The sequence below is a fragment of the Frondihabitans sp. OV104 genome, from assembly GCF_057787745.1.
On sequence record NZ_CM173541.1, the window covers coordinates 3,139,904 to 3,161,336 of the forward strand.

21 protein-coding genes and 2 tRNA genes are annotated in these 21,433 nt (G+C 66.1%); 14 read left to right on the plus strand and 9 right to left on the minus strand.

Features of this window, described 5'->3' with window-relative positions; translation table 11 throughout:
- Window positions 1-40 precede the first annotated feature (40 nt).
- The 6 genes from rsmG to rpmH are packed head-to-tail and all read right to left on the minus strand — an operon-like array spanning window position 41 to window position 3,257.
- The gene (gene rsmG, locus AC3CBB_RS14735) at window positions 41-682 is read right to left on the minus strand and encodes a 16S rRNA (guanine(527)-N(7))-methyltransferase RsmG (RefSeq protein ID WP_488625181.1); all 642 of its coding nucleotides are present in this window, start codon (window positions 680-682) and stop codon (window positions 41-43) included.
- A 46-nt stretch (window positions 683-728) separates the two neighbouring features.
- Window positions 729-1,361 (minus strand): Jag family protein, encoded by a 633-nt coding sequence (locus tag AC3CBB_RS14740; RefSeq protein ID WP_488625182.1) that lies wholly within the window; start codon window positions 1,359-1,361, stop codon window positions 729-731.
- Window positions 1,358-2,341 carry a membrane protein insertase YidC gene (yidC, locus tag AC3CBB_RS14745; protein ID WP_123506649.1) on the minus strand — a complete coding sequence of 328 codons (984 nt, stop codon included), beginning with the start codon at window positions 2,339-2,341 and terminating at the stop codon, window positions 1,358-1,360. The genes AC3CBB_RS14740 and yidC overlap by 4 nt, the downstream gene beginning before the upstream one ends.
- A gap of 8 nt (window positions 2,342-2,349) precedes the next feature.
- A complete protein-coding gene (yidD, locus tag AC3CBB_RS14750; protein WP_488625183.1) occupies window positions 2,350-2,730 on the minus strand; it encodes a membrane protein insertion efficiency factor YidD in 381 nt (126 codons plus the stop codon).
- Window positions 2,727-3,077, minus strand: coding sequence for a ribonuclease P protein component (gene rnpA / locus AC3CBB_RS14755; RefSeq protein ID WP_488625184.1), 351 nt, complete (start codon window positions 3,075-3,077; stop codon window positions 2,727-2,729). The genes yidD and rnpA overlap by 4 nt, the downstream gene beginning before the upstream one ends.
- 42 nt (window positions 3,078-3,119) lie before the next feature.
- Window positions 3,120-3,257 carry a 50S ribosomal protein L34 gene (gene rpmH / locus AC3CBB_RS14760; RefSeq protein ID WP_043595303.1) on the minus strand — a complete coding sequence of 46 codons (138 nt, stop codon included), beginning with the start codon at window positions 3,255-3,257 and terminating at the stop codon, window positions 3,120-3,122.
- Window positions 3,258-3,640: 383 nt separating this feature from the next.
- Between rpmH and dnaA the strand changes: the two genes are divergently transcribed.
- The 10 genes from dnaA (at window position 3,641) to AC3CBB_RS14810 (ending at window position 15,113) form a co-directional block, all read left to right on the plus strand.
- Window positions 3,641-5,068 carry a chromosomal replication initiator protein DnaA gene (dnaA, locus tag AC3CBB_RS14765; RefSeq protein ID WP_488625185.1) on the plus strand — a complete coding sequence of 476 codons (1,428 nt, stop codon included), beginning with the start codon at window positions 3,641-3,643 and terminating at the stop codon, window positions 5,066-5,068.
- Window positions 5,069-5,605: 537 nt separating this feature from the next.
- The gene (dnaN, locus tag AC3CBB_RS14770; RefSeq protein ID WP_488625186.1) at window positions 5,606-6,754 is read left to right on the plus strand and encodes a DNA polymerase III subunit beta; all 1,149 of its coding nucleotides are present in this window, start codon (window positions 5,606-5,608) and stop codon (window positions 6,752-6,754) included.
- Window positions 6,755-6,818: 64 nt separating this feature from the next.
- Window positions 6,819-7,709: a phosphogluconate dehydrogenase (NAD(+)-dependent, decarboxylating) gene (gene gnd / locus AC3CBB_RS14775; protein ID WP_123506654.1), complete on the plus strand. Its 891-nt coding sequence runs from the start codon at window positions 6,819-6,821 to the stop codon at window positions 7,707-7,709.
- Window positions 7,710-7,737: 28 nt separating this feature from the next.
- Complete coding sequence (gene recF / locus AC3CBB_RS14780; protein ID WP_488625187.1) at window positions 7,738-8,961, plus strand: DNA replication/repair protein RecF; 1,224 nt, start codon at window positions 7,738-7,740, stop codon at window positions 8,959-8,961.
- Window positions 8,958-9,467, plus strand: a complete 510-nt coding sequence (locus AC3CBB_RS14785; RefSeq protein WP_123506656.1) for a DciA family protein — start codon at window positions 8,958-8,960, stop codon at window positions 9,465-9,467. Before recF ends, AC3CBB_RS14785 begins: the two co-directional genes overlap by 4 nt.
- A gap of 180 nt (window positions 9,468-9,647) precedes the next feature.
- Window positions 9,648-11,630, plus strand: coding sequence for a DNA topoisomerase (ATP-hydrolyzing) subunit B (gene gyrB, locus AC3CBB_RS14790; protein WP_123506657.1), 1,983 nt, complete (start codon window positions 9,648-9,650; stop codon window positions 11,628-11,630).
- 89 nt (window positions 11,631-11,719) lie between these two features.
- Complete coding sequence (gene gyrA / locus AC3CBB_RS14795) at window positions 11,720-14,392, plus strand: DNA gyrase subunit A (protein ID WP_123506658.1); 2,673 nt, start codon at window positions 11,720-11,722, stop codon at window positions 14,390-14,392.
- A complete protein-coding gene (locus tag AC3CBB_RS14800; protein WP_123506659.1) occupies window positions 14,389-14,796 on the plus strand; it encodes a DUF3566 domain-containing protein in 408 nt (135 codons plus the stop codon). The genes gyrA and AC3CBB_RS14800 overlap by 4 nt, the downstream gene beginning before the upstream one ends.
- 119 nt (window positions 14,797-14,915) lie before the next feature.
- Window positions 14,916-14,989 (plus strand) — tRNA-Ile (locus tag AC3CBB_RS14805).
- A gap of 51 nt (window positions 14,990-15,040) precedes the next feature.
- A tRNA-Ala gene (locus tag AC3CBB_RS14810) sits at window positions 15,041-15,113 on the plus strand.
- A 218-nt stretch (window positions 15,114-15,331) separates the two neighbouring features.
- Here the strand turns inward: AC3CBB_RS14810 and AC3CBB_RS14815 are convergent.
- Window positions 15,332-15,973, minus strand: a complete 642-nt coding sequence (locus AC3CBB_RS14815) for a hypothetical protein (protein ID WP_488625188.1) — start codon at window positions 15,971-15,973, stop codon at window positions 15,332-15,334.
- A 124-nt stretch (window positions 15,974-16,097) separates the two neighbouring features.
- Between AC3CBB_RS14815 and AC3CBB_RS14820 the strand changes: the two genes are divergently transcribed.
- Both AC3CBB_RS14820 and AC3CBB_RS14825 read left to right on the plus strand, forming a co-directional pair.
- On the plus strand, window positions 16,098-16,637 hold the full coding sequence (locus AC3CBB_RS14820; RefSeq protein ID WP_123506661.1) for a peptidylprolyl isomerase: 540 nt from the start codon (window positions 16,098-16,100) through the stop codon (window positions 16,635-16,637).
- A 6-nt stretch (window positions 16,638-16,643) separates the two neighbouring features.
- Window positions 16,644-17,489: a rhomboid family intramembrane serine protease gene (locus AC3CBB_RS14825; RefSeq protein ID WP_488625189.1), complete on the plus strand. Its 846-nt coding sequence runs from the start codon at window positions 16,644-16,646 to the stop codon at window positions 17,487-17,489.
- Between the two features lie 141 nt (window positions 17,490-17,630).
- Here AC3CBB_RS14825 and AC3CBB_RS14830 read toward each other — a convergent pair whose 3' ends face one another.
- Window positions 17,631-17,876: a cell division protein CrgA gene (locus AC3CBB_RS14830; protein ID WP_123506663.1), complete on the minus strand. Its 246-nt coding sequence runs from the start codon at window positions 17,874-17,876 to the stop codon at window positions 17,631-17,633.
- A gap of 94 nt (window positions 17,877-17,970) precedes the next feature.
- On the opposite strand from AC3CBB_RS14830, the gene AC3CBB_RS14835 reads away from it, so the two are divergent.
- Together AC3CBB_RS14835 and AC3CBB_RS14840 are read left to right on the plus strand one after the other, a co-directional pair.
- Window positions 17,971-18,741 (plus strand): class E sortase, encoded by a 771-nt coding sequence (locus AC3CBB_RS14835; RefSeq protein WP_123506664.1) that lies wholly within the window; start codon window positions 17,971-17,973, stop codon window positions 18,739-18,741.
- A gap of 164 nt (window positions 18,742-18,905) precedes the next feature.
- Window positions 18,906-19,544 carry an anthranilate synthase component II gene (locus AC3CBB_RS14840; RefSeq protein WP_488625190.1) on the plus strand — a complete coding sequence of 213 codons (639 nt, stop codon included), beginning with the start codon at window positions 18,906-18,908 and terminating at the stop codon, window positions 19,542-19,544.
- A gap of 124 nt (window positions 19,545-19,668) precedes the next feature.
- Here AC3CBB_RS14840 and pknB read toward each other — a convergent pair whose 3' ends face one another.
- Window positions 19,669-21,390, minus strand: coding sequence for a Stk1 family PASTA domain-containing Ser/Thr kinase (gene pknB / locus AC3CBB_RS14845; RefSeq protein ID WP_123506666.1), 1,722 nt, complete (start codon window positions 21,388-21,390; stop codon window positions 19,669-19,671).
- Window positions 21,391-21,433 lie beyond the last annotated feature (43 nt).

The following is a 21,433-nucleotide window of genomic DNA, read 5'->3' on the forward strand; positions in this document are numbered from 1 at the left end:
CGTCACGCAGCTGGAACCGTGAGAACCCGGGTGCCGCTAGTCAGTCAACTGTAGCCCGAAAGACGCGTGTGGTTTCTTCCACAAGGCCGCCTCCGAGCTCGGTCACCTGGACGTCAATAAGGTGATTTTTCGCGATCACCTTTCGCGCGGCTTCGACCTCCGCCTCGACGCGAGCCCCCTTGAGGAACAGCAGCTCTCCGCCCGTCTTCACGAGCGGAACCGTCAGGGGGATCAGCTTCGAAAGGGCACTCACGGCTCGAGCTGTCACCTGGTCGAGCCAGGGATTGATCTGGGCATCTTCTGCCCGTGCCCGCACGACCTCGACGTTCGTAAGACCCAGGCGGTCAGCCTCGGCACGGAGCCAGTCGGTGCGTCGCTCCATCGGCTCGATCAGGATCATCGTCACATCCGGCCGAGCTGCGGCGAGGACGATACCCGGCAGGCCAGCGCCGGAACCGATGTCACCGACCCGCCCATCCCGTACGAGCAAGGGGGCGAGAAGCCCGCTATTGATGACATGCCGCGTCCACAGGCGTGGCAGCTCTAGAGGACCGATGAGTCCTAGCTCCTCGCCGTACTGGGCAAGGTCGGCCGTGTACTGGCGGACAACCTCGAGGCGCTCACCAAAGAGTGTGGCCGCAACGGAGGGCTCGACCTCGAGCTCAGCTAGAGGCGCGGTCATCGTTTCACGTGAAACAGGGTTGAGCGATTCAGCATTTGAGAATTGCTCAGGAACGGGTCACGACGGTGTGACGATCGCGCCCTTCACCCTCGGACTCGGAGCCGAAACCGCGAGCCGCGACGATGTCGTGGACGAGCTTGCGCTCGTAAGACGACATGGGGGGGAGCGAAGCGGAGGTGGCGCCCTCTTCCAAGCGAGCCACGGCTCGGTCGACGAGGGTGGTCAGTTCCTGCTCGCGAGTGGCACGCGAACCCCCGACATCGAGGATCAGCCGCGAGAACTCGCCCGTGCGGGTCTGCACGGCGATGCGCGTGAGCTCTTGGAGCGCAGTGACGGTGTCGGGCTTCGACAGGACGCGGAGGTCGTTCTCACCGGACGAGTCGACCGAGATGTAGGAGCGACCGCCCCGGGTCTCGATGTCGATGTCTCCGTCGAGGTCGAGGATGTCGAGCAGCTCTTCGATGTAATCGGCGGCGATGTCGCCCTCGTCGAGGTCGGAGTCGCCGGCGGGCGACCCGGTCTCGGAAGCCACGTCAGACGCCCCGACGACCGCTTCGGGAGCGTCGTCGCCCGAGGGGACCTCAGCGTCGGCGGTGGCCGTCTCGACCTCGAGCGCGGCTTCGTCGACGGCTGTGTCGGAGGCGGCTGCGGGCTCGGAGGAAGGGGAAAGGGAGCTCATCGGGCCCCTCCGTTCTGCTTCTTGGCGCGGTTCTTGCCGACCGGCTGCGTGCGCTGGGTGGTGGTGCGCTTGGGCGTCTCGATCTCGGTGACGGTGATCTCGGTCAGCGTCTTCAGCCCGCCGCTCTTGCCGCGCGCCTCGCGGTCTTTGCGGCGCTTCTCGAGCCGGGCTTCGCGGGCGATCGCCGCGTCGCTGCCGGGGGTCGGGCTGTTGCGGATGACGATGTACTGCTGGCCCATGGTCCAGAAGTTGGAGGTCAGCCAGTAGAACATGACGCCGAGCGGGAAGGAGAGGCCCGAGAAGAGGAAGACGAGCGGGAGCACGTACAGGAGCATCTTCTGCTGGCGGTACATGGGGCTCGCCTTGGTCTCAGGCGACATGTTCTTGCTGGTCAGCTGGAGCTGCGTGTAGAACTGCGACGCCGTCATGAGCACGATCATGGCGCCGGCGATGAGCTTCACCGAGATGACGTCGGAGTTTGTGAAGGTCTCCTTGAGGGGTGCGCCGAAGAGCGTGGAGTTCGCGAATGCGTCAGACAGGTTGCGGTTCAGCAGGCCGATGCCGACCTTGTCGAGCTGCGCGTTGTGGAGAACGGTGTAAAGCGAGAAGAACACCGGCATCTGGATCAGAAGCGGAAGGCACGACGAGAGCGGGTTGGTACCCGTCTCCTTGTAGAGGGCCATGGTCTCGCGCGACATCGCCTCGCGGGAGAACTGGTCTTTCTTGCCCTTGTACTTGTCCTGGATCTTCTTCAGCTGCGGGGCGACCTCCATCATCCGCCGCTGGTTCTTGATCTGGCGGACGAAGATCGGGATGAGGCAGACGCGCACGACGATGGTCAGCAGCACGATCGACAGGACCCACGTGACACCGGCGTCAGGGTCGAGTCCGATGGCTGTCAGGACGTAGTGCCATCCCACGAGGATCGCCTCGACCACCCATCGGATGGGGTAGAGGATCGTGCCGATGAAATCGAGCATGTCTAGGGTCAGCCCTTCTGGTGACTGTGGACGGGCACGAGCCCGGTAGGCGAAACAGGTGCGCCGAAGGCCGGCGAAGCGGGGGTGGAGTCGGCCTGCACAACGAAGCCGCTGGCCAGGATCGATCTCGAATGCTCATGGCGGGAGTGCGGCACATCGTCGATGCCGCCGGACGCCCAGGGATTGCAGCGGACGATGCGCCAGGCCCCGAGGCCGATGCCCCTCACGGCCCCGTGCGTCTGGATCGCCCGGAGCGTGTACGTGGAGCAGGACGGGTAGTACCGGCAGACGTCACCGTAGAGAGGCGAGATGACGGCTCGGTAGGCGCGCAGGATCGCCACGCACACGTTGCGTGGGAGGAGTGCCAGGAACTGGACCGTGCGCCTCACCGCTTCACACCCTTCGCACCGATGACCTCGGTGATCTCTTGGAGCAGGGTAGACCACCGAACTGCGTCCGAGCCTGGTAGTGCGCGGATCACGACGTCCGTTCGCTCCAGGGGGAAACCCGAGGCCAGCAGCTCGTGCGACACCGCCTTCAAGCGACGTCGGACGGTGTTGCGGACGACCGCGTTCCCCACCGTCTTGGCGACGATGAACCCGAAGCGTGGAGCATCGGTCGGGGCTGACTCCGGGCGCACGTAAACGACACAGTGCGCCGTGGCCGACTTGCGACCACGACGCACGGTGTTGCGGTAATCGTCTGCGCGGACGATCCGGTTGGGCTTAGCCAGCACCGAAGCCTCTTCCGCGGAGCCGAGGCTCGTGCGAGATCCGGCCTACGCCGAGAGCTCGGTGCGGCCCTTGCCGCGACGAGCGGCGAGGATCGCACGACCGGCACGGGTGCGCATGCGAGCGCGGAAGCCGTGCTTCTTGGCGCGACGACGGTTGTTCGGCTGGAAGGTGCGCTTGCTCATGGTTTTGTCTCCAGAAGGAAAGGGACCGAGCTGAACGCGCCGGAGACACGTGCCGCAGTCCGAGAAGTCTTGTCAGCCTGAAGGTGGCTGAAATCAACTGGTTAAAACTACGCGAGCCGGGCCTCGGGGTCAAACGGCACGCAAAACGCCCATTATCCACAGTGGGGAAAACCTGGGTTGTGTTGACCACGCCGTGTCGAACTAAGGTGGGGGAGTCCCGCGCGAGATCACCCGGGATCTCGGGGATCAACCGCCCGTCCGGCTTCTCCGCGGCAGCTTTGCACCGGTGGATAACCCTGTGTAGAACTACCGAGCCCGGACAGCACCGCGACGAACAAGCACCGCACGAACAAGCACGCGACGAACAAGCAGAGAGCAGCAACGTGACCAGCACGATCGACCCGGTCCAGGGCCTCTGGCGGACCGTGCTCGCGCGCCTCACGAGCGACGACCGCATCACCCCGCAGCTGCACGGCTTCGTCAACCTCGTCGAGCCGAAGGGCGTCCTCGGCGACACCCTCTACCTCGAGGTGCCGAACGAGCTCACCCGCGGGATGCTCGAGCAGCGCGTGCGCGAGCCCCTGCTCGAGGCGATCTCGCTTCTCGACGACTCGCCGGTCGCCAGCTTCGCGATCACGGTCAACCCCGACATCACGCCCGATCTCCTGAGTCAGCCGCAGCAGCCGGCCGAGTCGGAGCGCTACGTCGAGCCCCCCTTCGTGCCTGCTCCGGTGCAGCCCGTGTCGCTGACCGCGGCTCCCACGAAGCGCACCGACTCGCGGCTGAACCCGAAGTACTCGTTCGACAATTTCGTCATCGGCGCCTCCAACCGCTTCGCCCACGCTGCCGCGGTTGCGGTCAGCGAGGCGCCGGCCAAGGCCTACAACCCGCTCTTCATCTACGGCGAGTCCGGGCTGGGCAAGACCCACCTCCTCCACGCGATCGGGCACTACGCCGAGAGCATGTACCCGGGCATCCGCGTCCGGTACGTCTCGAGCGAGGAGTTCACCAACGACTTCATCAACTCGATCGCGAACAACCGGTCGAGCCAGTTCCAGCAGCGCTACCGCGAGATCGACATCCTGCTGATCGACGACATCCAGTTCCTGCAGGGCAAGGACTCCACGCAGGAGGCCTTCTTCCACACCTTCAACACCCTGCACGACCACGACAAGCAGCTGGTCATCACCTCCGACCTCCCGCCCAAGCACCTCACCGGCTTCGAAGACCGGATGCGCTCGCGCTTCGAGTGGGGTCTGATCACCGACGTCCAGGTTCCCGACCTCGAGACGCGCATCGCGATCCTCCGCAAGAAGGCCCAGAGCGAGAAGCTCCAGATCCGCGACGAGATCCTCGAGTTCATCGCGACGAAGGTGTCGAGCAACATCCGCGAGCTCGAAGGCACGCTGATCCGGGTCACCGCGTTCGCCAGCCTGAACCGCACGGCGGTCGACATGCCGCTCGTCCAGACGGTCCTGAAAGACCTGATCACGCTCGACGAAGACAACGTGATCGCTCCGGTCGACATCATCAATCACACCGCCGACTACTTCAAGCTCTCGGTCGACGACCTGTACGGCTCGTCCCGCTCGCAGGCGATCGCAACTGCCCGCCAGATCGCGATGTACCTCTGCCGCGAGCTCACCAACCTCTCCCTCCCCAAGATCGGGCAGCTGTTCGGCAACCGCGACCACACCACTGTCATGTACGCGAACAAGAAGATCTCCGAGCTGATGAAGGAGCGCCGGTCGATCTACAACCAGGTCACCGAGCTCACCAGCCGCATCAAGCAGGACCACCGCTACAAGTAGGCGTTCCCACTCGCGCACGCCGGGCGCAGACAGCCGAGTCGAAGGCGCAGGAACTTCCCTGCCGGCTCGGCTGTCGCCTGTTAACCCCCCTCCGTCGCTCCCCTCCGAGAGCCCTGGCGGGCCCAGGGGAGACGTCTCCGTGGGCACCTGGATCGTCGGGTTTCCCCAGTTGTGGATAACTTGTGGAAAGTCGTGGATAAGTCGTGGATGAATTGTTCACTCTTCGAGGTGCCCTGTGAATGACACGAATTCCGACCCTGCCGAAACCAACAGGTCCACCCCGAGGCGCTCACAATCCATCAACAACTCACACAGATGTAGTTCCCTGTGCCTGAGCGGTTATTAACAAGTTATCCACACTGTGCACAACGGTTAAGACTGTTACTCCTTCTTAGAAAAGGATTGGGAGAGAGACAACCTTGTGGACGGCGGAGGCGGCAGAGGCCCCAGGACCCGGCTCGAGAATTGCTGTGCCAGTATTAACCGGCATCGACCTGCTCTCCGTTGGTGCCCGACAGTCCGAATAGGGGTCACAGCGTGAAGTTCCAGGTCAACCGCGATGTCTTCAGCGACGCCGTGTCGTTCGCAGTGAAGCTCCTTCCGCAGCGGACCACTCTTCCGATCCTCAGCGGAGTCCTGATCGAGGCTCACGAGGGCGGGCTCACGCTGTCGTCGTTCGACTACGAAGTCTCATCGCAGACGAGCATCGCAGCCGAGGTCGACGAGCCGGGAACAATCCTGGTCTCGGGCCGGCTCCTGGCCGACATCGCCAACCGCCTGCCCAGCGCCCCCGTCGTGTTCACCACCGAAGACACCCGCATCAGCGTCGCCTGCGGCTCCGCCAACTTCTCTTTGCTGAGCATGCCCGTCGAGGAGTACCCCACGCTGCCGGCCGTCGGCGAGCAGTCGGGCGTCGTCCCCGGCGACGCGTTCTCCCTCGCCGTGTCGCAGGTCGCCGTCGCGGCGAGCCGCGACGACGTGACCCCGGTCATCACCGGCGTGCAGCTCGAGGTCACCGAGAACGCCCTCTCGCTGGTAGCCACCGACCGGTACCGCGTCGCGGTGCGGGGGATCGACTGGGACCCGGGCACCGCAGCTTCGACCCAGACGCTGACCGCGCTCGTTCCTGCGCGCACCCTGCAAGAGGTCGGCAAGACGTTCGGCAACGCCGCGACGCTGTCGGTCGCGATCACGGGTTCGGAGGACCGCGAGCTCATCGCGTTCCAGGCCGACAACAAGATCGTCACGTCGTTGCTCATCAAGGGCAACTTCCCGCCCGTCAAGCGACTGTTCCCCGAGACGGTCGAGAACTACGCGGTGATGAACACCGCGGACCTCGTGGAGGCGACGCGTCGCGTGTCGCTCGTCCTCGAGCGCGAAGCAGCTTTGAGATTCACGTTCACCATCGACGGCCTCACCCTCGAGGCCATCGGTAGCGAGCAAGCGCAGGCGTCAGAGTCGATCGACGCGCTCCTGACCGGAGAAGACACCGTGGTTTCACTGAAGCCGCAGTTCCTCCTGGACGGACTGGGAGCAGTCCACTCCGAATTCGTCCGCATCTCGTTCACCAAGACCGAGAACCCGAACAAACCGGGGCCCGTTCTGATCACGAGCCAGTCCTCGAAAGATCAGCCGGGTGCGGACAGCTACAAGTACCTGCTCCAGCCCAATCTCCTGCTGCGCTGACCGCGCGCTTCCACCGGACGTGCGCCCGAAACCGACGCGCGGACACCTGAACAAAAGGAACCTCATGCACATCGGCCTCATCGGTCTCGGCAAAATGGGCAACAACATGCGCACCCGCCTGCGCGAGCACGACATCGAGGTGACCGGGTACGACCACAACCCCGATGTCTCCGACGTCGCCGACCTCAAGGAGCTCGCCGCCGCACTGCCCGCCCCCCGCATCGTCTGGGCCATGGTCCCGTCGGGCGCCATCACCGCCGGCGTCGTCAAGGAGCTCTCGGAGGTGCTCTCCGAGGGTGACATGGTCATCGACGGCGGCAACTCGAAGTGGACCAGCGACTTCGACAACGAGAAGCTCCTCGCCGAGAAGGGCATCAAGTACATCGACGCCGGTGTCTCCGGCGGCGTCTGGGGCCTCAAGAACGGCTACGGCCTGATGGTCGGCGGATCCGACGAGAATGTCGCCCTCGCCATGCCGATCTTCGACGCCCTCCGTCCCGAGGGCCCCAAGGCCGAGGGCTTCGTCCACGCCGGCCCCGTCGGCGCCGGCCACTACACGAAGATGGTCCACAACGGCATCGAGTACGCCATCATGCAGGCGTACGGCGAGGGCTTCGAGCTCCTCGAGGCGAAGAAGGACCTCGTCAAAGACGTCCCCGGAACCTTCAAGGCCTGGCAGCGCGGCACGGTCGTGCGCTCCTGGCTCCTCGAGCTCCTCGTCATCGGCCTCGAGGCCGACCCGAAGTTCGACGAGATCTCGGGCTACGTCGAGGACTCGGGTGAGGGTCGCTGGACTCTCGCCGATGCCATCGAGCTCGCTGTGCCCATGCCCACGATCAGCGCCTCCATCTTCGCCCGCTTCGTCTCCCGCCAGGGCGACGGGTCGCCGACGATGAAGGCCGTCGCGGCGCTGCGCAACCAGTTCGGCGGCCACGCGGTCAAGAAGGCCGACTAGCCTCCCCGTTCCACCCAGAGGGGCCCGCGTGCGTGTACTCCACCTCAGCCTGACCGATTTCCGCAACTACGCGTCTGCTGAAGTCGAACTCGCGCGCGGGCCCAATCTCTTCGTCGGCCGCAACGGCCAGGGCAAGACGAACCTCGTCGAGTCCCTCGGCTACCTGGCCACCCTCGGATCGCACCGTGTGTCGAACGACTCGGCGATGATCCGGGCCGGCTTCGATTCGGCGATCGTGCGGGCCAAGATCGAGAGCTCCGAGCGCGACCTGCTCGTCGAGGTCCAGATCAACCGGTCCGCGCCGAACCGCGCGCAGATCAACCGCGGCGCGATCAAGCCCCGCGAGCTTCCCCGCTACTTCTCGAGCATCCTGTTCGCCCCCGAAGACCTCTCGCTCGTGCGGGGAGAGCCGGGTGGGCGCAGGCGGTTCCTCGACGAGCTGCTCGTGGCGCGGAACCCTCGCCTGGCCGGAGTCCTGTCGGACTACGACAGGGTTCTCCGCCAGCGCAACACGCTGCTGAAGTCGGCCCGTAATACCGGCGTCAAGGGCGACAAGCTCTCCACGCTCGACATCTGGGATGACCGCCTCGTCGTGCTCGGCAGCGAGATCATCGCGTCGCGCGAGATGCTCGTCGAGGCGCTGCGGCCCGAGGTCGGCGCCGCGTACCAGTCAATCGCCGGCGACGATCACGCCGCCGACCTGTCGACGGTCGTCAGCATCCGCGGCAGGCTGCAGGAAGATGACGACCCGATCGAGTCGGCGCAGCCGGCCCTGCCCGCGGCCGAGATCGAGCCGACCTTCCGGGAGGCGGTCGCGCGGGTGCGCCGCAACGAGCTGGAGCGCGGCGTCACGCTCGTAGGGCCGCACCGCGACGATCTGTTCCTGCAGCTGAACGGGCTTCCGGCGCGCGGCTACGCGAGCCACGGCGAGTCGTGGTCGTTCGCCCTCGCCCTCAAGCTCGCCTCGGCCGCCGTGCTCCGCCGCGAGTCGGCCACCGGCGACCCGGTCATCGTGCTCGACGACGTCTTCGCCGAGCTCGACCGGACTCGACGCGAGCGCCTCGCCGACGCGGTCGCCGACTACGAGCAGGTGCTCATCACGGCGGCGGTGGAGGAGGACGTCCCGGAGAGACTCGCGGCGCACGTCGTGCGGATCTCGAAGGGGAGAATCGTCGAATCGGAACCACCCCGAGTTCCAGCGCCCGTCGCTTCTGCTCCATCGCCCGGGGCGTCGATCGACGGCGGCGCATGAGCCCGCGCAGGCCGGGGCCGGTCGACGACAACGAGGCGCAGCGCGTCTACCTCCGCTTTCGGCGGGTGTTCGGCGATGCATCGAGCCGGGGTCGCGACGCGAAGCGTCGGATCGCACGATCGGGAGCCCCGAGCCAGCCGTTCTCGAGCGGCCGCGATCCGAAGGGGATCGCCGACGTGATCCTCGGCGTCACGACGGAACTGGGCTGGAACTCGGCCCTGGCGCAGTCCGACCTGATGAACGCGTGGCCCGATCTCGTCGGTGCGGAGCTCGCCGGCCACTCCGTTCCGGTCGGAATCGAAGACGGCACCCTCACCGTGCAGTGCGACTCGACGGCGTGGGCGACGCAGCTCCGATTGATGCGGTCGCAGATCACGACGTCGATCGTCACGACCTACCCGCAGGCGGGGATCGAGTCGATGCGTTTTCTCGCCCCCAACGCCCCGACCTGGAAACGGGGTCCCAGATCGGTCCCAGGGCGTGGTCCTCGCGATACTTACGGTTGACAGGGGTGATTCGGTCAACCAGCCCCGGAAAATCGCTCTGAGGGCGTATTTCGCCCGCTGGGCCGACCTCCTGCGATAGACTTGCTCCGTCGCGCGCGAGGCCTCCGTAACCAGATACGACGGTGTGTCCACAGCCCCGTCTGCGACGTATCGAGAACAACGGCAGGAGCCCCACAACTGATGTCACCGAAGTCCAGCGACGGCACCGATCACTCCTACGAAGCCAGCGACATCCAGGTACTCGAAGGGCTCGAAGCGGTTCGCAAGCGTCCTGGCATGTACATCGGCTCCACCGGTCCCCGCGGTCTGCATCACCTCGTCTACGAGATCGTCGACAACGCCGTCGACGAGGCTCTGGCGGGGTACTGCGACACGATCCACGTCACCATGCGCGAAGACGGCGGCATCCGCGTCATCGACAACGGACGCGGCATTCCCGTCGACATCCACCCGGTCGAGAAGAAGTCGACCGTCGAGGTCGTCCTCACGGTGCTGCACGCCGGCGGCAAGTTCGGCGGCGGCGGCTACGCGGTCTCGGGTGGTCTGCACGGCGTCGGCTCATCTGTCGTGAACGCCCTGTCGACCGAGCTCGACGTCGAGGTGCACCGCCAGGGTTCCGTCTGGCGCCAGAGCTTCACCGACGGCGTGCCGGTCGCGCCCCTCGCGCAGGGCGAGGACGCCCCCGACACGGGGACGACGATCACCTTCTGGCCGAACGCCGAGATCTTCGAGACCGTCGAGTTCGACTACGAGACGCTTCGTGCCCGCTTCCAGCAGATGGCCTTCCTGAACAAGGGCCTCCGCATCACGCTGACAGACGAGCGCCCGCTCCCGGAGGACGCCCCCGACGGCGCCACGGTCAAGAGCGACGACTTCATGTACGAGAAGGGGCTCGAGGACTACGTCGAGTACCTGAACGCGACCAAGAAGGTCGAGGTCGTCCACGACGACATCATCAGCTTCGAGGCCGAGGACACCGATCGGCGCATGGCCCTCGAGGTCGCCATGCAGTGGAACACCTCGTACAGCGAGAGCGTCCACACCTACGCCAACACGATCAACACCCACGAGGGCGGCACTCACGAAGAGGGCTTCCGCGCCGCGCTGACGACGGTCGTCAACAAGTACGGCAAAGAGAAGAGCCTGATCAAGGAGAAAGACGAGAACCTGTCGGGCGAGGATGTCCGCGAGGGCCTCACCGCGGTCATCTCGATCAAGCTCGGCGAGCCGCAGTTCGAGGGGCAGACGAAGACGAAGCTCGGCAACACCGAGGCCAAGTCGTTCACGCAGAAGGTCGCCTACGACCAGATCAACGACTGGTTCGACAAGAACCCGATCCAGGCCAAGGAGATCATCAAGAAGGGTCAGGCCGCGCAGGCGGCTCGGCTGGCAGCTCGCAAGGCCCGCGACTCCACGCGTCGCAAGGGCGTTCTCGAGTCGAACGGCATGCCCGGCAAGCTCAAGGACTGCCAGAGCAAAGACCCGGCGCTCAGCGAGATCTTCCTGGTCGAGGGCGACTCGGCCGGCGGCTCGGCCGTCCAGGGCCGCAACCCCGAGACGCAGGCGATCCTCCCCCTCCGCGGCAAGATCCTCAACGTCGAGAAGGCCCGCCTCGACCGCGCTCTCGGCAACAACGAGGTGCAGTCGATGATCAAGGCGTTCGGCGCCGACATCGGAGACGACTTCGACCCCGAGAAGGCCCGGTACCACAAGATCGTGCTCATGGCCGACGCCGACGTCGACGGCCAGCACATCACGACGCTGCTGCTGACGCTGCTCTTCCGGTACATGCGCCCCCTGATCGACCTCGGCTACGTCTACCTGGCCATGCCCCCGCTGTTCAAGCTCAAGTGGTCGAACGCCCCGCACGAGTACGTGTACAGCGACCTCGAGCGCGACGCCCTGACCGCGGCCGGCAAGGCCGAAGGCAAGCGCATGCCGAAAGACAACGGCATCCAGCGCTACAAGGGTCTCGGCGAGATGGACTACAAGGAGCTCTGGGAGACCACGATGGACCCCGAGACCCGCACGCTCCGCCAGGTCACCCTGGACGACGCAGTAGCCGCCGACACGATCTTCAACACCCTCATGGGCGAAGACGTCGAGCTGCGACGCAACTTCATCCAGCAGAACGCGAAAGACGTTCGCTTCCTCGACATCTGATCCCCACCCGAGTTCCTGCACTCGTGCAGGGTCCCGAGTGATCGTCACGTGCAGGATGCACGGGGCCGACAACCGAAAGAACACGAACGATGGCAGACGAGACCGACGACACCACCGGCGGCATCCCCGAGGGCGTGGCCCCACGAGAGTTCGCCGCTCAGCTGAAGCGCGACAGCATCGAAGCCGTCGACCTCCAGCTCGAGATGCAGCGCTCCTACCTCGACTACGCGATGAGCGTCATCGTCGGGCGTGCGCTCCCCGAGGTGCGCGACGGCCTGAAGCCGGTGCACCGCCGCGTCATCTACGCGATGTACGACGGCGGCTACCGCCCCGACCGCGCGTTCTCGAAGTGCGCCCGCGTCGTCGGCGAGGTGATGGGAAACTTCCACCCCCACGGCGACTCCGCCATCTACGACGCGCTCGTCCGCCTCGTGCAGCCGTGGAGCCTCCGCTACCCGCTGGCGCTCGGCCAGGGCAACTTCGGCTCGCCGGGGAACGACGGCGCGGCCGCCCCCCGGTACACCGAGACCAAGATGGCTCCACTCGCCCTCGAGATGGTCCGCGACATCGACGAGGACACCGTCGACTTCCAGGACAACTACGACGGCCGCACTCAGGAGCCGGCGATCCTGCCGGCCCGCTTCCCGAACCTCCTCGTCAACGGCTCGGTCGGCATCGCCGTCGGCATGGCGACGAACATCCCGCCGCACAACCTTCGCGAGGTCGCCGCCGGCGCGCAGTGGTACCTCGAGAACCCCGAGGCCAACCGCGAGGAGCTCCTCGAGGCGCTCATGCAGCGCATCAAGGGCCCCGACTTTCCCACCGGCGCGCAGATCCTCGGCGTGCGCGGGATCCACGACGCCTACCGCACCGGCCGCGGCTCGATCACGATGCGCGCCGTGGTCAACGTCGAGGAGATCCAGAACCGCACGTGCCTCGTCGTCACCGAGCTGCCGTACCAGGTGAACCCCGACAATCTCGCGATCAAGATCGCCGACCTCGTCCGCGAGGGGCGCGTCGCCGGCATCGCCGACATCCGCGACGAGACCTCCGGCCGCACCGGCCAGCGCCTGGTCATCGTGCTCAAGCGCGACGCAGTCGCGAAGGTCGTGCTCAACAACCTCTACAAGCACACGTCGCTCCAGGAGAACTTCGGCGCGAACATGCTCGCCATCGTCGACGGAGTGCCGCGCACCCTGCCGCTCGACGGCTTCATCTCGGCGTGGGTCGCGCACCAGATCGAGGTCATCGTCCGCCGCACGCAGTTCCGTCTGCGCAAGGCCGAGGCCGACGCGCACATCCTGCGCGGCTACATCAAGGCCCTCGACGCCCTCGACGAGGTCATCGCGCTCATTCGCCGGTCGCCCACCGTCGACGAGGCCCGATCGGGCCTCATCGAGCTGCTCGACATCGACGAGCTCCAGGCCAATGCGGTGCTCGCGATGCAGCTCCGCCGCCTGGCCGCCCTCGAGCGCCAGAAGATCCAGGACGACCACGACGAGCTCGAGCGCAAGATCCTCGACTTCCAGGACATCCTCGCGAAGCCGGGTCGCCAGCGCAGCATCGTCAGCGACGAGCTGAAAGAGATCACCGACAAGTTCGGCGACGACCGCCGCACCGAGATCATGTTCGGGTTCGACGGCGACATGAGCGTCGAAGACCTCATTCCCGAGGAGGAGATGGTCGTCACGCTGACCCGCGGCGGCTACATCAAGCGCACGCGCAGCGACAACTACCGCTCCCAGCACCGCGGCGGCAAGGGCGTCAAGGGTGCCCAGCTCCGCGCCGACGACGTCGTCGACCACTTCTTCGTGACCACGACGCATCACTGGCTGCTGTTCCTCACAAACAAGGGCCGCGTCTACCGTGCCAAGGCGTACGAGCTGCAGGAGGCCGGCCGCGACGCCAAGGGCCAGCACGTCGCCAACCTGCTCGCGATGCAGCCCGACGAGGAGATCTCGCAGGTCCTCGACATCCCCGACTACGAGGTCGCCAGCTACCTGGTGCTCGCCACCCGCGACGGACTCATCAAGAAGACGGCGCTGACCGAGTACGACACGAACCGGACCGGCGGCATCATCGCCATCAATCTGCGTGAGGGGGACGAGCTCGTCTCCGCTCTGCTGGTCGACGAGCACGATGACCTCCTCCTGGTCTCGCGTCACGGCATGTCACTGCGCTTCACCGCCTCCAACGACTCGTTGCGCCCGATGGGCCGCTCGACGTCGGGCGTGAAGGGCATGACGTTCCGCGACGCCGACAGCCTCCTCTCGGCATCGGTCGTCGACGAGGCCGGATTCGTCTTCGTCGTGACCGAGGGCGGCTACGCGAAACGCACCGCCGCCGACCAGTACCGCATCCAGAACCGCGGCGGTCTCGGCATCAAGGTCGCCAAGCTGGCCGAAGCCCGGGGCGACCTCGCCGGCGCCATGATCGTCTCCGAGGACGACGAGGTGCTCGTCGTTCTGTCCGGAGGCAAGGTGGTAAGGTCTGCCGTGTCCGAGGTACCAGCCAAGGGCCGCGACACCATGGGCGTCGTCTTCGCGCGGTTCGCCGCCGACGACAAGATCATCGCCGTCGCACGCAACTCGGAGCGCAACCTCGAAGGTGCGTCCGACGAGAGTGCCGATGAAGATGCGCCTGAAGACGGAGGCGCAACCGGTGCAGAGTCTGCCACGGTTGACGAAAGCGCCACCGAGGCTCCAGACGGTGCCGACGACACCACGGGTGACACCGCCGGAGAGGACACGACGAACGAATGACTAGCGTCGCTGAAAAGCTTCAGAACAAGGCCAAGAAGCCAGTCGGCACCAAGCAGGTGCGACTGAAGCTCGTCTACATCGACTTCTGGTCGACGGTGAAGCTGTCCTTCCTCATCGCGGTCGCACTCGGCATCATCACCGTCGTCGCGACGTTCTTGATCTACGTGATCCTCACCCGCCTGGGGATCTTCGACACCGTCGACACCCTCCTGCAGGAAGTGCTGGGCGACAACAGCTTCACACTCCAGAACACGCTGTCGATCGGGCAGGTGATGCTGTTCGCCGTCGTCGTGGCCATCTTGAACATCGTGATCGGCACCGTGCTCGGTGCTATCGCCGCTCTCCTCTACAACCTGAGCGTGCGGATCACCGGCGGGCTGCTCGTCGGATTCACCAACAACTGAAGCCGATCCACGACAGAGCCGATCCACGACAGAGCCGAACGACGACAGAGCCGAACGACGCCGAACCGGCCCCGATTTAGCGATTGGCCGCGAATACGGTACTGTCTTATTCGGTCCAGGGGGCTATAGCTCAGGCGGTTAGAGCGCTTCGCTGATAACGAAGAGGTCATAGGTTCAAGTCCTATTAGCCCCACTCCATGCTGATAACCGGCATGAAGATCCCCTTCCCGGGGTAGCACTACCCGGGGCCTTAGCTCAGTTGGTAGAGCGCCTGCTTTGCAAGCAGGATGTCGGGAGTTCGATTCTCCCAGGCTCCACTCGATTCGCCTCTTCGTGTTCGGTTCGCCTTCGGCTCACCTCGCGGAAAACTCTCGTCGTGCTTGTTGGGCCGCTGCCGGCGGCATGCCGCATCGGCGGCACGCCGTATCGGCGTAAGCGGATCCTCGTCTCGGCGGCCCGGTACCTGTCGGCGGGTGGGACGGGAGAAGCCCGCCCCCTTGCGGGGACGGGCTTCGTGGGGCACTGGGTCGTGCGCTCAGGCCTTGGTCTCTTCGTCGTCGGCAACCCACAGCTCGTCGTCGGCACGGAGCGTCTGCGCCGCGGCGTAGACGACAGCGGCCAGTGCGCCGATGCCGAGGATGATCAGGAAGACCTTGCCGCCGCTGAGGCCCTTCTTCTTGGACGTCTTCTTGGCGACCTGCTTCTGGACCTTCTTGGCCTGAAGGGCGGCCTTCGCCACCTTCTTCGTGGCCTTGGGGTGCTTGCGAGCGGCCTTAGCGGCCTTCTTCAGCGCCTTGCGCTTGGCACGGCGGCTGAGCTTCTTGCCCTTCTTCTTCAGACCGTCGATGTCGAGGTCGGGAAGAGCATCGCTCAGCGGGCTCGACGCGACGGCGGCCGAGACGGCGGGAGCGACATCCTTGACCAGCTTCTCCTTGGCCTGACCGGCTGCGGCCGTAGCCGAGGCGACACCGGACGAGACGGCGGGCTTGACCTGCGCGTCGAACGCGGCCTTGACGCGCGGAGCGACGTCGTTCTTCACGACTTCGGCGGCTTCGGCGCCCGCGGCCTTCCAGAAGTCGGCAGAGTGGCCGAGGACTTCGCGCTGCTCTCCCCAGATGCCGACGGCATCCCCCTGGAGCTTCTTCAGTTCGCGTGTGCGCTTGCGTGACGTGGCCATTAGCTCTCCCTCGTGTGGATCATTGCGACGATCAACCCATCCTGGCACGCGCTCCCCTGACAGGTCACAGGATGATCTCTGAGGGACGACTGAATCTCGATGTCCCTGTGGAAGAATCGTCACCATGTCATCGCACACCGCTGTAGCCACGATCACCACGAACCTCGGCACGATCAAGGTCGACCTCTTCGGCAACCACGCCCCGAAGACCGTCGCCAACTTCGTCGGCCTCGCCACCGGCACCATCGAGTGGACCCACCCCGCCACGGGCGTGAAGTCGACCGACAAGCTGTACGACGGCGTGGTCTTCCACCGCATCATCCCGGACTTCATGATCCAGGGCGGCGACCCCCTCGGTCAGGGCGTCGGCGGCCCGGGCTACAACTTCGACGACGAGATCCACCCCGAGCTCACCTTCAAGGAGCCCTACATCCTCGCCATGGCCAACGCCGGCACGCGCGGTGGCAAGGGCACCAACGGCTCGCAGTTCTTCATCACCACGGTGGCGACCCCCTGGCTGCAGGGCAAGCACACCATCTTCGGCGAGGTCACCGACGCCGAGTCGAAGAAGGTCGTCGACGCCATCCAGGCGACCCCGACCGACGCGCGCGACAAGCCGATCGACGACGTGGTGATCCAGAGCGTCACCATCGACGAGGTCTAGGCCTTAGTGACGAACGTTCCCCGCAACGCCGACAACTTCTGCTACCGCCACCCCGACCGGCAGAGCTTCATTCTCTGCCAGCGGTGCGGGCGCACTATCTGCACGCAGTGCCAGACGCCGGCAGCCGTCGGCGTCCACTGCCCGGAGTGCGTGCGCGAGCAGCGCGGCAGCATGCCGCGGGTGAAGCCGCGCGTTGTGACGCGCATGAACGGCCTGGCGTCGTCGGGCGGGCCCGTCGTCACCTACGGGCTGATGGCGTTGGCCGGAGTCGGCTTCCTGCTCGGGCTCGTGCCCGGCGGGTTCAACCTGCTCGGCTTCAACGGAGCCCTGGCTCTGTCGCAGCCGTGGCGGATCGTCACCGGGATCTTCGTCTACAGCGGCATCTTCGCGATCATCCAGCTGGCCTTCAACGTCTACATGCTGTGGGCGTTCGGATCGATGATCGAGCGGGAGCTCGGCCGGGCCCGTTTCATAGCCCTGTACGTGCTCGGCGCCCTGGGCGGCGAGCTGGCCAGCTCGATCTTCATCCCGGGCTACATCGTGCCGATCGTCGGATCAGCGATGTTCGGCCTGTTCGGGGCCTTCTATGTGATCCTGCGGTCGAGAGGCCAGCAGGCGAACCAGATCCTCGTTCTGATCGCGCTGAACATCGTGATCGGGCTCGTCCTGGGCTCGCCCTGGCAGATGTACATCGGCGCCGCTGCGATCGGCGCTCTGTCGGCGCTGATCTTCACGCGCACCCAGCACCGGTCGCAGCTGAACGCTCAACGAGGCCTGACGATCGGCCTCGGGGTCGCGCTCATCGTGATCATCCTGGTCCGGTCTGCGACGCTGACCAGCGCCATCGGCTGACGCTATCGACGACGAAGGCCCCGCATCTCGCCTGAGATGCGGGGCCTTCGTCGTGGAACAAGTTATCCACAGGTCCATCCACAGTGGGGATAGTTACACCCGTGTAAGACCGAACGTTATCGAATCGCTCGAAGGCCCGGATCAGCGCCAGCGCGTGGTCATCAGGAAGCCGATGAACATGATGCCGAAGCCGATCAGGATGTTCCACGACCCGAGGGACGGAACAGGCAGGGTGCTCTGCGACACGTAGTAGACGATGATCCAGACGAGCCCGAGAAGCATGAAGCCGAACATCACCGGCTTGAACCAGACGGGGTTCGGTCGGTTGGCGGACGATCCCTCGCCGGTGCGTGCCGCCGGTGCGGTGGTCTTCTTATCTCTGGCCATGGGCAGAAGTGTACCGGCATACCGGCTGTGCACACTCTGGCTGCCCCTGTGGACAACCTCTTCACGCTCACGCACACGCCCGTAGAATCGTGTGATGACCGATTCGCCGACTCGCCGGAGCTCCCGACGCTCGTCGCGCCGTCGCACGTCCGTCGTCGGCGTCGCTGGGGAGGTCCTCATCACCCTCGGCGTGGTCGTCCTACTCTTCATCGTCTGGCAGCAGTGGTTCAACGACATCCTGGTCTCCGGCACGACGCGCAGCGAAGCGTCGTCGCTCAGCCAGAAGCTGCACGATGAGGCCGGCGCCGGGCCGACCACCGCACCCGTCGACGGTGACTACGGGACGCCGGCCATCACCCCGGCCGCGAAAGACGGCGAGGCGTTCGGCGTGCTCTTCGTGCCCCGGTTCGGCGCCGACTACCAGGTGCCGGTCGACGGCGGCACAGGCACGGCCCAGACGCTCGACACCGGCGCGGCCGGCCACTACGACTCGACGCAGATGCCCGGGCAGGTCGGCAACTTCGCCATCGCCGGCCACCGCACCACGCACGGGGCTCCGTTCGCGAACATCGCTCAGCTGAAGATCGGCGACCACATCTACGTGCAGACGAGCAAGGGCTACTACACCTACACGTTCCGCAACCTCCAGTACGTCAAGCCGACGCAGGTCCAGGTGCTTCAAGTCGTTCCCGACGCCCCGACGATCGACGCCGCCTCGAAAGACCGGCTCATCACCCTGACGAGCTGCAATCCGAAGTACAGCGCCGCCGAGCGGATCATCGCCTACGGCGTCTTCGACTCGTGGCGACCCCTGTCCGCCGGCCCACCCGCCGAGATCGCGTCGCTCGCGACGACGAAGTCGTAGGCGCTCGTGTACGCCGCCCTCTGGAGAGTGCTGCCCGGCCCCTGGTGGGTGCGGGTGCTGATCCTGATCGTTCTCCTTGCAGCCGTGCTCTACGCGCTGGTGACCTGGGTGTTCCCTTTCGCCGATTCCCTCATCCCCTCCCCTGACGTTACGGTTGAATCCCCATGACTCGCATCCTCGTCGTCGACAACTACGACAGCTTCGTCTACACGCTCAACGGCTACCTCCAGCAGCTCGGCGCCGAGACAGAGGTCGTGCGCAACGACTCGTTCTCCGGTTCCGACTCGGCCGCCCGCATCGCCGACTACGACGGCGTGCTCCTCTCGCCGGGCCCTGGTACCCCGGCAGCCGCCGGCGTCTCGATCGACGTCGTGCACGCGGCTCTCGACGGCGGCACGCCCCTTCTCGGCGTCTGCCTGGGTCACCAGGCGATCGCGGAGGCTCTCGGCGCAACCGTCACGCACGCCGAAGAGCTCATGCACGGCAAGACCTCCCGAGTCACGCACGACAGCAGCGACTTCTACTCGAACGTTCCGCAGCCGTTCCTCGCTACGCGCTACCACTCCCTCGCCGTCGTCGACGACACCGTGCCCGCCGAGCTGGAGGTCACCTCACGCACCTCCGGTGGCGTCATCATGGGGCTCAAGCATCGCGATGCCAACGTCTACGGTGTGCAGTTCCACCCCGAGTCGGTGCTCACGGAAGGCGGCTACAGCATGATCGGCAACTGGCTCGCCGTCGCGGGTCTGCCGACGGCGGTCGATGCCGCCAAGGGTCTGAGCCCGCTCGTCAACCTCGGCTGAGGCGGGGCGACCCGCAGGGGGGTGGCTCGACGGCCAGTTCCTGCGCCGCAGGTCGCGAGAACCTGGCCAATCGTGCTGGTCGGGCAACCGCGAGGAGGCATGCCGAGGGTGCGCGCCGACGCTGCTACTGACCGCTGCAGACGGTCAGAGTGATCGTCGACCCCTGAGGCTGCTCGCCGACGGGCAGCGACTGGGTGCTGACGATGTTGCCGGTGCACGAGTCGTCGGCGGTCGTGCGCACGTCGAGGCCGAGCGATGAGAGCGCCGACATCGCGTCGGCGACCGACTTCTCTGTCACGTCGGGTACGTTGACGGTCCCGCTCGAGACGACGAGGTCGACGGTGCTGCCTGGCTCGACGCTGGTGCCTGGTTCGGGTGTGGATGAGATGACCGTGCCTGCCGCGACCGTCGGGCTGTCCTGCTCGCTGACGGAGCCCTGCTGCAGACCGAGGGTCGTGAGCTGGTCCCAGGCGTCGGCGGTGGGTGATCCGCTGACGTCGGGCATCGCGACGGTGTCGGGGCCGGTCGAGACGTAGACGGTGATGATCTCGTCTTTGGCGACGGGCGTGCCGGCGGGCGGGCTGGTCTTGACGATGTCGCCCTCGTCGACCGACTCGCTCGTGATATCGGAGCGCTCGGGTACCAGACCGAGCTTCGTCAGCTTCGCAGCGCCGGTCTTGTACGGCTCGGAGGCGACCGTCGGCACGTCGATGCCGGCCGTGGAGGGCAGGACGACGGGTGACAGGCGGGCGACCCAGATGACCACGGCGATGACGATGATGGCGATGAGCACGATCCCGGCCCAGATCCAGGCGACGGGCGGCCGCGTCTGGGTGCGGGCGGGGCGGTTCGCCTCGCTGCTGTTCAGCTCTTTGAGCGCCGCCTCGGAGCCCATGGCCGCGTTGGGGTTGACCCCGAACATGGTCGTCGTCGTGTCGGCGGCCGCCACGGTGACGTGCTGCTGGCGACGGGCCGGGAGATTGCCGGATCCGGCGTCGACGACGTCGCTGCGGAACTCCGCCGCGCTCTGGAACCGGTCGAACCGGCTCTTGGCGAGGGCGTGGAGCGTGACGGCGTCGAGGGCCGGTGAGATCGCCGGGTTGAGCACGCTCGGCGGCACGGGCGGCTCGCTGACGTGCTGGTACGCGACGGCGACGGGCGACTCGCCGCGGAAGGGCGGCCGGCCGGTGAGCAGCTCGAAGAGGAGCACGCCGGTCGAGTAGAGGTCGGAGCGAGCGTCGACGGTCTCGCCGCGGGCCTGCTCGGGGCTGAAGTACTGGGCGGTGCCGAGGATCGCCGTGGTCTGCGCGACGGTGGCGGCGGAGTCGGAGACGGCCCGGGCGATGCCGAAGTCCATCACCTTGACCTGGCCGGTGTGCGTCAGCATCACGTTGCCGGGCTTGATGTCGCGGTGCACGACGCCAGCGCGGTGCGAGTACTCGAGGGCGGTCAGCACACCCTCGGTGATCCTCACGGCCTCCTTGGGATCGAGCGGCCCCTCGGCGACGATGTCTTTGAGCAGGCGCCCCTCGACGTACTCCATGACGATGTAGGGCACGAGCACCTGGTTGCCCATGGCGTCGCGCACGCTCTCTTCGCCGGCGTCGAAGACACGCACGATCGTGGGGTGAGCCATGCGGGCGGCGGCCTGAGCCTCCTGGCGGAAGCGGGTGCGGAAGGCCGGGTCGCTGGCGAGCTGCGACTTCATGAGCTTGATCGCGACCTGGCGGCCGAGGCGGGAGTCGGTGCCCATGTAGACGTTGGCCATGCCACCGTGACCGATCAGGTGACCGATCTGGTAACGGTTGGCGAGGAGGCTGATCCCCTCGGTCACGCCTTCAGCCACGAATACTCCCAAAATGCCACGGTCCCGACCAGTGTACCTGGGC